Below are 15,190 nucleotides of genomic sequence, written 5' to 3'. Positions count from 1 at the left end.
GGTTCCTTTTTCAAGCGAATGCTAGGCGTCGCCGTCCGCTTTATCGCTCTTCGCGCAAGCGCTCGTCGTCGACCTTGGCCATCGCCAGCACGTCGAGACGCTTGTCGAGCTCTTCCAGCGACAGTTTGTCGCCGATCAGGCCACGGTCGATGACCGTCTGACGGATGGTCTTCTTCTCCTTCAACGCCTGCTTGGCGACCGCCGCGGCTTCCTCGTAGCCGATCGCGGAGTTCAGCGGCGTGACAATCGACGGCGAGGACTCGGCGAGCTCACGCAGCCGCTCCTCGTTGGCGACAAGACCGTCAATGCAGCGCTCCGCGAACAGCTTTGATGAGTTCGTCAGGATCTTGAATGACTCCAGCAGGTTGCGGGCCATCATCGGGATGTACACGTTGAGTTCGAATGCTCCCGATGCGCCACCGAACGCAATGGCGGCGTCGTTGCCGACCACCTGCGCGGCAACCTGCGTAACCGCTTCGGGGATAACGGGATTGACCTTGCCAGGCATGATCGAGCTGCCCGGCTGTAGGTCGGGAAGCTGAATCTCGCCGAGGCCGGTCAGCGGGCCAGACCCCATCCACCGGATGTCGTTGGCGATCTTCGTCACCGACACCGCGATGGTACGCAAGGCACCCGACGCTTCAACCAGCCCGTCACGTGCCGCCTGCGCCTCGAAATGGTTAGCCGCGACCCGCAATTCGGCAATACCGGTTTGCTCGGTGAGCACAGCGACCACGCGCTCGTCGAAATCGTCGGGTGCGTTCAGGCCGGTGCCGACGGCGGTGCCGCCGATGGCCAGCTCGCCCAGCCGCGGCAGCGTGGCCTTCACCCGTTCGATGCCCGCCTCGACCTGCCGGGCGTAGCCGGAAAACTCCTGGCCGAGCGTCACCGGCACGGCGTCCATCAGGTGGGTGCGGCCGGACTTCACCACGGTGCGCCATTGCCGCGCCTTGCCCGCCAGCGACTCGTGCAGCACCTCGAGTGCCGGAATCAGGTGGCGCACAGCGGCTTCCGTCGCCGCGATGTGCGTTGCGGTGGGGAACGTGTCGTTGGACGACTGCGACATGTTGACGTCGTCGTTCGGATGCACCGTAACGCCGTTCTGGGCGGCGATGCCGGCGATCACCTCATTGGTGTTCATGTTCGAGCTGGTGCCCGAGCCGGTCTGGAACACGTCGATCGGGAACTGGTCGTCGTGCAGCCCGTCGGCTATCTCGGCGGCCGCGGCGATGATCGCGTCGGCCTTCTCGGGGGCAAGCAGCCCGAGATCCTTGTTCACTTGCGCGCAAGCGCCTTTCAGCAGTCCCAGCGCCCGGATCTGCGTGCGCTCGAGACCGCGCCCCGAGATCGGGAAGTTCTCCACCGCACGCTGCGTCTGCGCGCGCCACAGCGCGTTGACAGGCACCCGGACCTCGCCCATGGTGTCGTGCTCGATGCGGTACTCGACATCGCTGTCGATGCTCATGTGTGTCCTTCTCGGTGAGGTGATTACGGGAGCGGGTAAACGGCGTTGCTGTCGCCGGTGAAGTCGATGGCGGAGTATTCGTTGAGCTTGGACAACCGGTGGTAGGCCTCGATCATCCGCACGGTGCCCGACTTCGACCGCATCACGATCGACTGGGTGGTGCAGCCGCCGCCGTAGTAGTGCACGCCCTTGAGCAGGTCACCGTCGGTAACCCCGGTGGCGCAGAAGAAGACGTTGTCGCCCGAGACCAGGTCCTCGGTGAGCAGCACCTGGTCCAGGTCGTAGCCGCGGTCGAGGGCCTTCTGCCGTTCTTCGTCATCCTTGGGCGCCAATTGGCCCTGGATAGCACCGCCCATGCAGCGGATCGCGGCCGCGGCGATGATGCCTTCGGGCGTGCCGCCGATGCCGACGAGCAGGTCGGTGCTGGTGTTGGGGCGGCACGCCGAGATGGCGCCCGCGACGTCGCCGTCGGAGATCAGTCGGCACCGGGCGCCGGCGGCACGGACGTCGGCGATCAACTGTTCATGGCGGGGCCGGTCGAGGATGCACACGGTGAGGTCGGACACTGATACGTTCTTGGCCTTGGCGACCTTGCGGATGTTCTCGCCGATGGGGGCGGTGATGTCGATGGCGTCGACCGCATCGGGCCCGACAGCGATCTTGTTCATGTAGAAGACCGCCGACGGGTCGTACATGGTGCCGCGCTCGGAGACCGCCAGCACAGAGATCGCGTTGGCCAGCCCCTTGGCCATCAAGGTCGTGCCGTCGATCGGGTCGACGGCGAAGTCGCATTCGGGGCCGTCGCCGTTGCCGACCTCTTCGCCGTTGTAGAGCATCGGGGCGTTGTCCTTCTCGCCCTCGCCGATCACCACCACTCCGCGCATGGAAACCGAGTTGACCAGCTCACGCATGGCGTCGACGGCGGCGCCGTCGCCGCCTTCCTTGTCGCCGCGGCCTACCCAGCGGCCTGCTGCCATGGCGCCGGCCTCGGTGACTCGCACGAGTTCGAGGGCGAGGTTGCGATCTGGGGCTTCACCACGCGCGGGGCTCATGGGCCAGATTCTCCCATTGCCAGGTCGGAGTTTGGCAGCTGGGATACTGGCGGGTGATGGATGGACAGCCAATACCCCCTGCCGATGTCGCCGCCCAAGCGGTTCCGGCCCCCAAGCCTGCGAAGCCCCGCATCCTGCAGGACGGCCGCGACATGTTCTGGTCGATCGCGCCGCTGGTGATCGCCTGCATTGTGCTGGCAGGCATGCTCGGCATGTGCTCGTTCGCGCCGACCGGGCCCGGCAAGGGGCCGACGCCGACCTACGACGCTCCAGCGGCGCTTCAGGCCGACGCTGACGCCCTGAAGATCCCGATTCGGTTGCCCAAGCTGCCCGAGGGCTGGCAGCCCAATTCCGGTGGACGAAAAGGGATCGACGGCGGCCGCACCGATCCGGTGTCGCGTCAGCAGGTCCGCGCCGTCAGCTCGACCGTCGGATACCTGGCCCCCAGCGGCATGTACCTCAGCCTGACGCAGAGCAACGCCGACGAGGACAAGCTGATCACCTCCCTCGACACCGACGTGTATCCGACAGGGACACGGGACGTCGACGGCGTGAAGTGGGTTGTGTACGAGGGCGCCGACCAGGACGGCAAGCGGGCAGAGCCGGTGTGGACCACCCGGCTCAGTGGCCCGGGCGGCCCGGCGCAGATTGCCATAACAGGTGCCGCGGGTACCGACGAGTACCGTACGCTGGCCCAGGCGACGCAGATCGCCTCGCCGCTCACCGCCAAGTAGGGGATTCGATGACCGCGCCGCAAGGGGACTTGACCGGTTGGACCGTCGCGCCGTTTTCCGCGGCCGGCTACACCCACGACGTATACCGCAAGGGCGAGGGGCCCGGCGTGGTGTTGATCCCGGAATTGCCAGGGATGGGTCCAGAGGTTATTGGCCTGGGTAATCACTTGGTGGACAATGGATTTACTGTCGCGTGCCCGTCACTGTTCGGCACACCGGGCGCTGCGGCGATGAGGCCGGGGGCGATCCCGGTCATGGTGCGCGCATGTGTGACAAGGGAATTCGCAGGTTTCGCGTTGAACGCCGACCGGCCGGTGGCCCATTACCTACGCGCGCTGGCCCGCGACCTCAACGAGAAGACGCCAGGCAAAGGCGTTGGCGTCATTGGGCAGTGCTTCACGGGCGGTTTCGCATTGGCTGCCGCGGTAGATGACAGCGTGTTGGCGCCCGTGCTGAGCCAGCCTTCGGCGCCGATCGGATTGACGGCCAAACACCGAGCCGACCCCGGCCTTTCCGAAGGCGAACTGAAGGTCATCGAACAGCGCGCCGCCAACGAGGGCCTGTGCGCGCTGGGGCTGCGATTCAGCGAAGATCCGCTATCTCCTGGTGCGCGGTTCAAGACGCTCAAGGACCGGCTGGGCGATGCCTTCGAGGTCATCGAGATCGACTCGAAGAAGGGCAACGAGCACGCTTTCGGCAGGATGGCCCACTCCGTGCTGACGCTAGAGGTCCGCGAGCAGGACGGACACCCGGCCTACGAAGCACGCAAGCGCGTCGTCCAATTCCTCACCGAGCGTCTCAGCTCGGATTAGGCGGTAGCACGGTTGGTTTAGCCGCGGCCTTCGCGGGTTTCTGCTTGCCGCGGCGCTGACCAAACCAGCCGAGAAGCCGACGCTGCTTTGGCTTTTCGTCGTCGTCGGGCTGATCCATCGGCACGCCCTTATACACGGCCAGGTAGACGCTGATCGTGGTGACGATGACGATCATCAGCACAGGACCGATCACGATGCCCCACGCGCCGAACATGGCGATGCCGGAGAAAACGGCGAGCAGCATCAGTGCCGAGTCGAGGCGCGCGGCCCGCGGTACCAGGATCGGTCGCAGGAAGTTGTCGATGTTCGTCACGACGATGAGATGGAAGACGATCACGAACACGCCACCGAATACGTTGCCGAACAAGATCATTCCGATACCGAACGGGATCGTCACGATGCCGCTGCCGAGCGGAATCACCGACAGCGCGGAAAGCAGCACCGCGAAAAGAAAGAAGCCTTGGTGGAACCCGGCGATGTAGATGGATGCTGCGCCCGCGACGCCCTGACAGACGGCGATGACGAATTGGCCCATCACGGTGCCCTTGACCATCGCGCCCATCTTCGACATGTAGACGTCGGTGATGTCCTCGCCGAGCGGGTTGAGTCGACGGATCAGCATGAGCACCTTGTCGCGGTTGGTCAACAGCGACAGGAAAACGTAGAGAAACAGGATCGCGGCCGTCACGCCGCCGAAGACGCTGCCCGCCGCACCCTGCAGCAGACCGAGCAGCCATTCGCCGACCTTCTGCGCCGCGGTCGCCATCGAGCCCCGCAGTGAGTCGGGCGTGACTGTCACATTGATGAACGGCACCCGGTGCAGCACGTCATTGACGAAGCGCAGCGCTTGATCGCCGAGCGTCGAAAGGTCGGTCCTGCCGACCCACTCGGCCACCCGCTCGACCATGTTGGTGATCTGCACGACGGCGAGCAACACGAACAGCCCCATGGGCACAACGACCGAAGCGATTGCGGCCAACAGGGTCAGCGTCGCGGACAAGCCGGCGCCGAAGCGGTTGTTGAGCCAATTGAACAACGGGGTGAACAGGTAGGCGGCGACGGCCGCCACGACGATGAGTATGAAGTAGCCGCGCAGGAAGTACGCGCCAAACAGGAGCGCGATCACGGTCGCAACCGCCAACGCACGCTTCTGTGTCAGCGTGAACTCGGTGTCCATGGCTGTGACGCTAGCTGAGCTGTGAGCGTCCTGTGGCCTGGCTGGCGCGCTGGCGTTCGATGAACCCGATCGACACCCGGTTCATCAGAGTCGGTGCGAGTCGGGCAAAAATCCACTGGGCGTGTGCCAGCCGCGGTTTCACGAGTATTGCTTTGTTCTTCTCGATGGCGCGCAAGGTATCTCGCGCAAGCCGGTCGGGGTCGTAGGCGGTTTTCACGCCTTGGCCCTCGAGAAAGTAGTTGCGCCCGACGAATCCGCCGACCGCACCCTTGTCGAGGATGGGGGTCTCGACGGCCGACGGGCACACTACCAACACGCCGACGCCGCGACTGATGGCCTCGGATCGCAGGGCCATGGATAACCCGACGACGGCGTGCTTGGTGGTGACGTAACTGGTGATCTGTCCGGCCGCCGTCAGCCCCGCCATCGAAGCGGTGTTGATGATGTGCCCGTGGCCTTGCTTCACCATCAGCGGGTAGGCCGCGGCGACGCCGTGTACGACGCCGCGGATGTTGACGTCGATGATCGCGTTCCACTGGTCGAGCGTGAGCAGTTCGGTGTCGCCGCCCCACACGATGCCGGCATTGTTGAACATCAGGTCCAGCCGCCCGCGGCGATCGACGACCTCGTCGACGACCGTCTGTACGGCCGCCGCGTCGGTGACGTCCAGGCGTGCGGCGCGAGCGTTGGCGCCCAGGGCTGTGGCGGTGCGTTCGGCGGCGTCTCCGTCGATGTCGGTACAAACCACCTCGGCGCCACCGGCCACCAGCGCGCGGCATAGCGCAGCGCCGATACCCGAGCCGGCGCCGGTGACGATCGCCTGTTTGTCGTTGAAACGCTTGGCTTTCGGCTCTTCGCTAGCGAGGCTCATCGCGGTGCCTCCGCCAGTTTCATCACATGGCCGAGGATGTCCGGGTAACGCTTGAGGTGCGCGCCGCCGTTGAGGTCGAGCACTTCTCCGGTCAGCCATGAGGACGCGGGTGAGCACAGGTACAGCACGGCGCCCGCGATGTCCTCGGGCGTGCCGGCCCGGCCAAGCGCGGTGTTTTCGACGTACTCCTCGACGACGCCGGGCACGGCGGCGGCGGGTTCGGTGAGCGGGGTGTGGACGAAGCCGGGTGCGACGGCGTTGACGCGGATTCCGCGTGGGCCGAGCTCGAGGGCGGCGACCTGGGTGAGCATCGAAAGGCCTGCCTTGGCCGCGCAGTAGGCGCTCATGCCTGCCGCGGGCTGGCGGCCGTTGAGTGAACTGATGGAGACCAAGACGCCGCCGGGGCGCAGGGTGCGGCCCGCGTGCTTCGCGACGATGAACGCCCCGGTGAGGCAGACGTCGATGACGTCGCGGAATTGGTCGGCGGGCATGTCGGTGATGAGGCCGACGTTGGAGAACCCGGCGCAGTTGACGACGATGTCGACAGGGCCGGTCTGTTCGAACAGCCGTTGTACGGAGTCCTCGTCGGTGACGTCGACGGCCGCGGAGGTGTGGGGCGCGCCGAGTTGAGCGGCCCGGCTGTGTGCGCCGTCGGCGTTGAGGTCGGCGACGGTGACGCGGTCATCCTGGGCGGCCAGTGCTTGGGCCGTCGCCCAGCCGATCCCGGAAGCTCCGCCGATCACGACAGCGTTGCGCTGCTTGCTCATCCCGCGGACCTTTCGACGCTGAAAGTAGAACGTGTTCCAACTTAGCGGTAGGGCAAACTCGCGATGTGACCGATTTGAAGATGTCCGATTCGATTTCCATAGCGGTATCGGCCGATGAGTTGTACGCGCTGGTGTCCGACGTGACGAGGATGGGCGAGTGGAGCCCGGTATGCAAGGCCTGTTGGTGGGACGAAGGGGCAGGCCCGGAGGTCGGCGCCTGGTTCACCGGCCGCAATGAGCTTCCGGAGCGGACGTGGGAGACACGCAGTCAGGTGGTCGCCGCCGATCCCGGTCGCGAGTTCGCGTGGGAGGTGAACAACGGCTGGGTCCGCTGGGGCTACACCTTTGAACCCGAGAACGGTGGCACCCGGCTCACCGAGCATTGGGAGTTCCTGCCCGCAGGCATCGCCGGCTTCCACGAGCGCTGGGGCGATAAGGCCGACGCACACATCGAGCATCGACGCGAACTTGCCAGGACTGGTATCCCGGCGACGCTCGCGGCGATCAAGAAGACCGCGGAAGCCGGCAGCTAGCGCTGAGCCAACCTCACCGCTTGACGCAGCGAAAGCCGATGTGGCTCATGCCCGTATCGACGGGTTGCGGCCGCCGCGCCGCGGGCCGGTATCGCAAGCAATAGTTGTCGGCGCACAGGAAAGAGCCACCCTTGACCACTCTCCGCGGCACCCGGAACTGCGGCTGACGCGGGTCGTAAGTGTCTTCGGCACAGCAGGATTGACGTGCTCTGGTGTCGGCATACCAGTCCGTGGTCCACTCCCACACATTGCCGGCCATATCGACCAACCCATACCCGTTGGGCGGGAAGCTGCCGACAGGTGTGGTGCGGCCGTAGCCGCGGTCGGGCCGCCACGGGAAATCGCCATGCCAATAGTTGGCCAGCGACTGGCCCGGCTGTTCGGGTTCCTCGCCCCACGTATACGTCGCGCCACCGAGACCGCCCCGTGCGGCCGTTTCCCACTCCGCTTCGGTGGGCAGCGCAAGCCCCGCCCACGACGCGTACGCCTCCGCGTCCTCGTAGGCGACATGCACGACGGGATGATCGGCTCGCTTGTCGATCGACGAGTTCGGGCCGACGGGATGCCGCCACGACGCCCCCGGCGTCCACGTCCACCACAGGTTCAGGTGCCTCAGGTCAACCGGGCCCTGAGTGCGGGTGAACACCATCGACCCCGGCTGCAAGTTCTCCGCAGGCGCGCCGGGATAGTCGGCGGGAACCAGCGCCCGCTCGGCAACCGTGAGATACCCAGTGGCAGCTGCGAACTCGGCGAACTCCGAGTTGGTCACCTGGTGGGTTTGGATCCAGAACCCGTCGATAGTGACGGGTCGCGCAGGCTCCTCTTCTGCGTAGTGCTGGTCGGATCCCAGAACCGCGGTTTGCGGTGGAATCCAGACGAGTTCGTTAGTCACCGAAGACTGTCGTCCAATCATTCTTCATGCTGACGACGGTCCAGTCGTCCTTGCCCGCCTGCTCGAGTGCCTTCTCGGCGCCTGCGGTGTAGTCGAATTCGCGATCGGCGTCGTCGTGCAGCAGGAGCAGTCGCAGGCCGTGGGTGAACTCCAGCATTTCGATGTCGCCGTTGGAATTCCCCGCGGCCAGGATCGGCCTGCGGCCGATCCGGCTCCACAGTCGCACCGGCTTCATGGGCCCGTCGTCGAGGAACTCCGGTTGCGAGGTCGTGTACAAGTGACCGTCGCGGTAGTCCAGCCCGACCGTGCTGCCGACCACGCGTTCTGGCGGAATCCCGTACAGCGCAGTGGTGATCGGGCGCATGAAGTCTCGGCCGCCGCCGGACACGATGTAACAGGTGAACGCGCTGGCCTCCAGGTAGCGCAGCAGCTCGACCATCGGGTGATATCCGCACGACGTGTAGGGCCGCCTGAGCGTCGGATGTTTGGCCTCGGCGAAGAAGGCCTCCACGCGACTGCGGTGTTCGTCTACGGTGATCGCTTCGTGCGCGGTCAGCACTGCCGACATCAGGGTCGTGATGTCCGTGTCATCGCCCTGGTAGTGCTTGGTGACGGCGTCGCTTAGCCATTTCAGGTTGCGCTCGAATGCCGCCTTGTACGGTTGCTTGTCCCGCAGCGACGGGTCGGCCTTCGCCTGCTCGGCGAATCGCCGGACAAGAAAGTCGAGCTGGATGTACATCGGTTTCTCGCACCACAGCGTGCCGTCGTTGTCGAAGACCGCGACGCGTTGGTGCGGCTCAACGTAATCCGGACCGCCATGAGTGGTGACGCCACCCACGAAGTCGACGATCGCCGACCTCGTGGGTCCGTCGTTCCAAGAAGCCAGCACGGTCACCCGCCGCGCGACGCGAGGAACTTGTTGAGCTCCTCTACCGCGTGGTTGATGGTGAACGACGAGGGCTCTTGGCGCGGCGGGAACTCCTTGAACGTCTCGAGGAACTGGGTGGCGATCGCCGATCCGAAGAGGACCAAGTAGATACGATCGATCATCCAGTCCCAGTACGTATTTGACGTGATGTCGGCGCGTTCGTACGGGTCTGTACGCAGGTTGAACAACTTCGGGGCCCGCAGTGGCGTGAACGGCTCGAACCAGATCTGCAGCGTGCCCCGGCAACGCTGCTCCATGAAAACGACCTTCCAGTTCTCCGCCCTGATCCCCAAGACGTCACAGTCGTCGGAGAAGTAAATCATGCCGCGGCGTGGGCTCTTGTCCACCTCACCGGTGAGATAGGGCAATAGGTTGTACCCGTCGATGTGAACCTGGTAGGTGATGTCACCGATGGTGTGACCGGCCTTCAGCTTGTCGATGATGCCCGGATCCCCTGCTGCGGCAAGGAAAGTCGGTAGCCAATCGTGATGCTGGATGATCTCGTTGGAGACACTGCGGGGCTTGATCTTTCCCGGCCAGCGGATCATCTCGGGAACACGGAAGGCCCCTTCCCAGTTGGTGGCCTTCTCGCTTCGGAACGGCGTCGTGGCGCCATCCGGCCAGCTGTTGGCGTGCGGGCCGTTGTCGGTGCTGTAGATGACGATGGTGTCCTCGGCAATACCCAGCTCATCCACGAGGTCGAGCAGTTGGCCGACATTGCGGTCGTGGTCGATCATGGTGTCGTGGTACGGCGACTGCCAACGGCCCGCCTGTCCCAGACTCTCCGGCTTGGTGTGGGTGCGGAAGTGCATGTGGGTCATGTTCATCCAGACGAAGAACGGTGTGCCGGCCTCATGCTGGCGCCGGATGAAATCGCTACACGCCCCGGTGGTTTCGTCGTCGATGGTTTCCATCCGCTTCTTGGTCAGCGGCCCGGTGTCCTCGATGCGCTGCTTGCCGACCGGTCCGTATCGCTCATCGACTTCGCCGGAGTCCTCGTCAGTGGCCCAGGAGTGGATGACACCACGCGGCAGCAGCGCCCGACGCAGTAGCGGCGCTTCTGCCTCGGTGGGGTAATCGGGGTTCTCGGGCTCTTCTTCGGCGTTGAGGTGATAGAGGTTGCCGAAGAACTCGTCGAACCCATGCGCGGTCGGCAGATACTTGTTCAGGTCGCCAAGGTGGTTCTTGCCGAACTGGCCGGTGGCGTAACCCAGCGGTTTGAGCAACTCGGCGATCGTCGGGTCCTCCTTCTGCAGCCCGACGTCGACCCCGGGCATGCCCACCTTGCTCATGCCGGTGCGGTAGACGCTCTGCCCGGTGATGAACGACGACCGCCCTGCGGTGCAGCTCTGCTCACCATAGGAATCGGTGAACAGCATTCCCTCATCAGCGATGCGATCGATGTTGGGGGTGAAGTAGCCCATCAAGCCGCGGCTGTAGCAACTCAGGTTGCTGATGCCGATGTCGTCGCCCCAGATGACCAGAATGTTCGGCTTACCGTTCGGCATATCGGCTCCTTCAATTGACGTGTAGGTCGAAGCGTAGGAGCGCACCGTCATTACGGCCCCGCATTTGGCCAACGATTCACCGATCTGTGAGCTCTCGGACCAACTTCGGGAATCGGCCGCGGTCTGGCCGAAAGATGTCGTGCGGTGAGTCGTGGAACTCGTGTAGTTCCGCGGAGGGAAACAGCCGGTGATAGCGCGCCCAGGCTGCATCGTCAACCAAGGGGCTGTTGGGGCTGCGCACCACCAGCAGAGGGAACTGCAGTGCCGACAACGCTTCCCAGTACGACGCGCCCTGCGCCGCACGGAACGTCTTGACGGCCGCGTCGTAGTTGAGTCGCTCGCGCACCGGCGAACCGCGCCACCGGCCGTCCAGCAGGCGCTGAACATGCTCGTCGGGCAGCACGATTTCGGCGGGCACATAATCGCCGATCGCCAGCGAGGCCACGCGGTGGGGATTCTCCACCGCCCACGCGATCGCGTACGTGGTGCCACGGGAGAACGTCATGACGTGCACCGGCCCGTGGCTGACCGCATCGACCACCGCTCCGACGTCCGCGCTGAGCGTGGCGAGGTCGTATCCGCTTTGCGGCGCGTCGCTTCGGCCGTGACCTCGAAGCTCCACCACGACCGTCCGCCGCCCGAGCAGAGGCAGGATCTCCATGTAGTCCTCCGCGACATCGGTCATGCCGGGGACGAAGACGATGGGCGCGCCCTGATCCTCGCCGCCCGAGTCGAGGTAGTGGATGCGTGTGTCGCCGTTGGTGGTAAAGCGTGAATGCGGCACCGGCACCACATTGCCCGGTCGTCCCTTGCCGATGTGCAGTTTTGGTGCAAAGCATGCCCAGCAGGCGCACCCTGGTAACTGGAAGGTGATGGCAGGGGGAAACCATGTACGACAAGGATTTGACCAACAAGTGGCGCGTCGAGATCGACTTCGACGAGGACGAGACCCACACACATGCGACGGTGCACGCCCAGTGCGGCGACGGTCAGACCGTGACCACGCTGGGGGACTCTTACCGCAACCCGAAGGACAGTTCCGCGCCGATGATCGGCGAGGAGATCGCCGCGGCGCGCGCGCTCATCGCGCTGGGCACGGAGCTGCTGCATCGCGCGTCGTCGCAGATCGAGCAGGTCACGCACCAGCCGGTCCACCTGTATCGCTGACCCGTGGCCGTGGCCGTGGCCGTCTGTCTGCGGTTCGACCGGCGGTCGGAGCGGGCGGTCGGGCGCTGTGGGGAGATCAGCCCGCTGGCGGAGCTGCCGTGACCACGACGTGCTCCGGCGTCGCACCCTTCATCTGGTGGAACAGGTCGACGTAGTACGGCAGACACTCCGACATCGCCTGCTCGGTGGTGAACAGCGGCTGATACCCAAGGTCGCGCTGCGCCTTGGCGATCGAGAAGTAGTTGTCGAGGTAAAGCCGTTCCACCGCAAGCGGTTCCAGCAGGGGCTTGGGAATGCCGAAGCGGAAGTGGAACCATTGCCACACCGACATCAGGAACTTCACCAGGCGTCCGGACACCCAGAACTTCGGCCACGGCTGCCCGCAGGCCTCGACCACCGGCCGCGAGAACTCGAACATGTTGATCGGCTCGCCGTCGTTGATGAAGTAGGCCTGCCCTGGCGCGGATCCGCCTGGCACCAGATGCTGCGCGGCCAGGATGAAGCCGTGAATCAGGTTGTGCACGTAGGAGTTATCGAGCTTGATGTTCTTGTTGCCGACCAGCACCTTGGTGTGGCCGGCGATCACGTTCTCGAACACCTTGCGGAACATCGTCTGATCGCCGCGGCCCCAAATGCCACTTGGCCGGATCGAGCACGTCAACAATCCGTCAACACCGTTCTGCGACAACACAAACCGCTCCGCAACCACTTTCGTCTCGGTGTAGAGGTCGTTGAAACGCTCGGTGTAGGGCAGCGTTTCGTCGCCGCCGGAGATGCGCTGACCGCCCATCACCACGCTGTTGGAGGCGGTGTAGACGAACCGCTTCACCCCGGCCGCCTGCGCGGCATGCACCAGGTTCTTTGTGCCCTCGACGTTGACCGCGAAGCTGCGCTTGCGGTACTCCTCGGTGACCGAGGCGCCGCCCATCAGATCGATGATCGCCGCGGTATGGATGATCGTGTCGATACCGTCGACGGCAGCGGCCACGGTCGCAGAATCGCAGATGTCGCCTTCGAGGACCTCGAGCCGCGGATGCGCGGCGAGTGGGGACGGGGCTCGGTCGAATGAGCGGACGTGGTGTCCGCGGTCCAGCAGTTCGGTCACCAAGTTGGCGCCGACGAAGCCAGAGCCGCCGGTCACGAGGACGCGGCCGAGTTCGGTGGTCAACGTTGCATCACCCATGCCGGAGAGCATAAATGAAACGTGTTACAGTTTCGAGGCCCTATGCGGAAAATCGTTCCGAACTCAAGCTTCGTCGGACTCCCTGGAGGCCAGCACGTCCTCGACCCGCTTGCGTGCTCCAGCTAAGTGCGCTTCGCAACATTTAGCCAGCTCTTCGCCGCGCTCCCACAGTTTCAGCGACGCTTCAAGGTCCAGTCCGCCCTGCTCGAGCTGCTGGACGACGTCGATCAGTTCGTCGCGGGCTTCTTCGTACCCCAACTGACTAATAGGCTTCATTCTTTGCCCTCGCTGACGGCGGTGACTGCTCCATCGGCGACCCGCACCCGTAGCCGCGTGCCCGCGGGCGCGTCGGCCGTCGTCCGCAGGACCGTGCCGGCAGCGGTCTGCACGACGGCATAGCCGCGGTCCAGCGTGGCCGCCGGCCCCAGTGTGGTGAGCCGTGCCGACAAATGGCCGATCCGGTCGGATTCGGCGGCCACCAGCCGGTTGACATCACGACGCACGCACGCCTGGGCGCGGTGGATCTCGTCGGCGCGCGCGGCGAGAGCGGCCAGCGGCTGGGCGAGCACCGGCCTGCTGCGCAGCTGGGAAACCGCACGCTCTTCGCGGTGCACCCAGTTACGCAGCGCCCGCGCGCAGCGCCGCCGCAGATCCGTAACCAAAGCCTGCTCGGCCGCGGCGTCGGGCACGATCCGCTTGGCGGCATCTGTCGGGGTGGCTGCGCGGAGATCAGCGACGAGATCGCACAGCGGGTTGTCGGGTTCGTGGCCGACGGCGCTGACGACCGGTGTGGTGCACGCCGCGATCGCGCGGCACAGCGTCTCGTCGGAAAACGGGAGCAGGTCCTCGACGCTGCCCCCGCCGCGGGCGAGCACGATCACGTCGACGTCGTCGTCGCGGTCCAGTGCTGTCAATGCCTCCACGATCTGCGGCACCGCGTTCGGGCCCTGCACGACGGTGTTGCGCACCTCGAATCGCACCGCCGGCCAGCGGCTGGTGGCGACAGTCATCACGTCACGCTCGGCGGCGGATGCACGACCGGTGATCAGCCCGACGGTCGACGGCAGGAACGGCAGTGGCCGCTTGAGCCGGGCATCGAACAGCCCCTCGGCATGTAGAAGTTGACGCAGCCGGTCGATGCGGGCAAGCAGCTCGCCAACGCCGACCGCACGAATCTGGTTGACCCGCAACGAGAATGTGCCGCGGCCGACGAAGAAGTTCGGCCGGCCCAGCATGATCACCTGCGTGCCCTCGGCGAGCTTCACCGGCGCATTGTGCACCAGCTCCCGCGGACAGGTGATCTGTAGCGACATGTCAGCGGCGGGGTCGCGCAGCGTGATATAGGCGGTGCTGGAGTTCGGGCGGACATTCATCTGCGCGATCTGACCCTCGACCCAGACAGTGCCCAACCGGTCGATCCAGCCTTTGACCATCATCGCGACGGTGCGGACCGGGTACGGATTGTCCGCGGAGTTGGGCTGCTCCTGCGCTGTCACTTGGCGGTCGCGCGGGTGATCCTGTTGGACAGCAGGGTCTGAAACGGCGCGCGCGACTTGGTGGCGTCCTCGTAGGCCAGCAGCGCCTCGAGATCGGCGACGCGCAGCGACGTCAGGCGGGCGCGCAGCTGGGCCAGCGTGAGCGACTCGTAGTCGAGCTCGGTGACGATGTCGGGCGTGTCAGCTTTCGCCGACGACGTTCCGTTGTCGGTCTTGGCCTCGGCGTTCTCCGGCTCGCCTCCGGTGAACAACGCAAAGCGGCCCTCGGTCAACCGTTCGCCGTCGACGCTTGGCGTTGCCGGCTCGCCATCTTCGAGGTCTTCGTCGAACGTGGCCCACTCCGGCTGCTCGTCCTTCGGCGGGAACAGCTGCTCAAGGGTCTCGTCGCCCTTGATGACCAGGTCGGCTACGTCCTGCTGCATCTTCATCACGAGGTGCGCAACCTGGCTTGCGACCGTCATCGGATACATCAGGATGGTCTGCGGAAGCTTGCGGGTTTCCTCGAGTGCGGTTACCGCCGCACCTACCAGCAGGCGGACCCCATACGGTGCAGTTGCCATGGCCCCCAGCGTACGGCTGGCCCCCCGCGGGCGCGGGTCAGTACC

The 15,190-nt window shown here is 65.3% G+C and carries 17 protein-coding genes; 4 read left to right on the top strand and 13 right to left on the bottom strand.

Translation table 11 applies throughout. The features are described from left to right. Window positions 1-40: 40 nt before the first annotated feature. Entirely contained in the window at window positions 41-1,465 is a 1,425-nt protein-coding gene (locus MYCSM_RS24390; protein ID WP_015308844.1) for a class II fumarate hydratase, read from the bottom strand. Between the two features lie 23 nt (window positions 1,466-1,488). Beyond that, entirely contained in the window at window positions 1,489-2,517 is a 1,029-nt protein-coding gene (gene glpX, locus MYCSM_RS24385) for a class II fructose-bisphosphatase (protein WP_015308843.1), read from the bottom strand. Window positions 2,518-2,573: 56 nt separating this feature from the next. Here glpX and MYCSM_RS24380 point away from each other — a divergent pair, with 56 nt between their 5' ends. Beyond that, the gene (locus MYCSM_RS24380; protein WP_015308842.1) at window positions 2,574-3,251 is read left to right on the top strand and encodes a DUF4245 domain-containing protein; all 678 of its coding nucleotides are present in this window, start codon (window positions 2,574-2,576) and stop codon (window positions 3,249-3,251) included. Between the two features lie 8 nt (window positions 3,252-3,259). Then, on the top strand, window positions 3,260-4,063 hold the full coding sequence (locus tag MYCSM_RS24375) for a dienelactone hydrolase family protein (RefSeq protein WP_015308841.1): 804 nt from the start codon (window positions 3,260-3,262) through the stop codon (window positions 4,061-4,063). Here MYCSM_RS24375 and MYCSM_RS24370 read toward each other — a convergent pair. The 3 genes from MYCSM_RS24370 to MYCSM_RS24360 are packed head-to-tail and all read right to left on the bottom strand — an operon-like array spanning window position 4,050 to window position 6,878. Then, window positions 4,050-5,240, bottom strand: a complete 1,191-nt coding sequence (locus MYCSM_RS24370) for an AI-2E family transporter (RefSeq protein WP_015308840.1) — start codon at window positions 5,238-5,240, stop codon at window positions 4,050-4,052. The genes MYCSM_RS24375 and MYCSM_RS24370 overlap by 14 nt on opposite strands. A 10-nt stretch (window positions 5,241-5,250) precedes the next feature. Next, the gene (locus tag MYCSM_RS24365; protein WP_015308839.1) at window positions 5,251-6,111 is read right to left on the bottom strand and encodes an SDR family NAD(P)-dependent oxidoreductase; all 861 of its coding nucleotides are present in this window, start codon (window positions 6,109-6,111) and stop codon (window positions 5,251-5,253) included. Further along, window positions 6,108-6,878 (bottom strand): SDR family NAD(P)-dependent oxidoreductase, encoded by a 771-nt coding sequence (locus MYCSM_RS24360; RefSeq protein ID WP_015308838.1) that lies wholly within the window; start codon window positions 6,876-6,878, stop codon window positions 6,108-6,110. Before MYCSM_RS24360 ends, MYCSM_RS24365 begins: the two co-directional genes overlap by 4 nt. 80 nt (window positions 6,879-6,958) lie before the next feature. Between MYCSM_RS24360 and MYCSM_RS24355 the strand changes: the two genes are divergently transcribed. After that, the gene (locus MYCSM_RS24355) at window positions 6,959-7,411 is read left to right on the top strand and encodes an SRPBCC family protein (RefSeq protein WP_015308837.1); all 453 of its coding nucleotides are present in this window, start codon (window positions 6,959-6,961) and stop codon (window positions 7,409-7,411) included. A 13-nt stretch (window positions 7,412-7,424) separates the two neighbouring features. Here MYCSM_RS24355 and MYCSM_RS24350 read toward each other — a convergent pair whose 3' ends face one another. From MYCSM_RS24350 to MYCSM_RS24335, 4 genes are all read right to left on the bottom strand, one after another. Next, a complete protein-coding gene (locus MYCSM_RS24350) occupies window positions 7,425-8,303 on the bottom strand; it encodes a formylglycine-generating enzyme family protein (protein WP_015308836.1) in 879 nt (292 codons plus the stop codon). Beyond that, a complete protein-coding gene (locus MYCSM_RS24345; RefSeq protein ID WP_015308835.1) occupies window positions 8,296-9,192 on the bottom strand; it encodes an HAD family hydrolase in 897 nt (298 codons plus the stop codon). Before MYCSM_RS24345 ends, MYCSM_RS24350 begins: the two co-directional genes overlap by 8 nt. A 2-nt stretch (window positions 9,193-9,194) precedes the next feature. After that, window positions 9,195-10,739, bottom strand: a complete 1,545-nt coding sequence (locus tag MYCSM_RS24340; protein ID WP_015308834.1) for an arylsulfatase — start codon at window positions 10,737-10,739, stop codon at window positions 9,195-9,197. 76 nt (window positions 10,740-10,815) lie between these two features. Beyond that, complete coding sequence (locus MYCSM_RS24335; protein ID WP_041314846.1) at window positions 10,816-11,523, bottom strand: alpha/beta fold hydrolase; 708 nt, start codon at window positions 11,521-11,523, stop codon at window positions 10,816-10,818. 104 nt (window positions 11,524-11,627) lie between these two features. On the opposite strand from MYCSM_RS24335, the gene MYCSM_RS24330 reads away from it, so the two are divergent. Beyond that, window positions 11,628-11,906 (top strand): dsRBD fold-containing protein, encoded by a 279-nt coding sequence (locus MYCSM_RS24330; protein ID WP_015308832.1) that lies wholly within the window; start codon window positions 11,628-11,630, stop codon window positions 11,904-11,906. Between the two features lie 76 nt (window positions 11,907-11,982). On the opposite strand, the gene MYCSM_RS24325 is transcribed toward MYCSM_RS24330, so the two are convergent. From MYCSM_RS24325 to MYCSM_RS24310, 4 genes are read right to left on the bottom strand one after another with little or no spacing between them, the layout of a single operon-like run. Then, a complete protein-coding gene (locus tag MYCSM_RS24325; protein WP_015308831.1) occupies window positions 11,983-13,101 on the bottom strand; it encodes a 3-beta-hydroxysteroid dehydrogenase in 1,119 nt (372 codons plus the stop codon). Between the two features lie 51 nt (window positions 13,102-13,152). Further along, on the bottom strand, window positions 13,153-13,365 hold the full coding sequence (locus tag MYCSM_RS24320; protein ID WP_015308830.1) for an exodeoxyribonuclease VII small subunit: 213 nt from the start codon (window positions 13,363-13,365) through the stop codon (window positions 13,153-13,155). Then, the gene (xseA, locus tag MYCSM_RS24315; protein ID WP_015308829.1) at window positions 13,362-14,585 is read right to left on the bottom strand and encodes an exodeoxyribonuclease VII large subunit; all 1,224 of its coding nucleotides are present in this window, start codon (window positions 14,583-14,585) and stop codon (window positions 13,362-13,364) included. The genes MYCSM_RS24320 and xseA overlap by 4 nt, the downstream gene beginning before the upstream one ends. Next, a complete protein-coding gene (locus MYCSM_RS24310) occupies window positions 14,582-15,145 on the bottom strand; it encodes a lipid droplet-associated protein (protein ID WP_015308828.1) in 564 nt (187 codons plus the stop codon). Before MYCSM_RS24310 ends, xseA begins: the two co-directional genes overlap by 4 nt. Window positions 15,146-15,190: the final 45 nt, after the last annotated feature.

Source organism: Mycobacterium sp. JS623 (assembly GCF_000328565.1).
In the GTDB taxonomy this organism is placed as follows: domain Bacteria; phylum Actinomycetota; class Actinomycetes; order Mycobacteriales; family Mycobacteriaceae; genus Mycobacterium.
The sequence above is the reverse complement of the archived record's forward strand: the minus strand, read 5'-3'. Positions and strand labels throughout refer to the sequence as shown.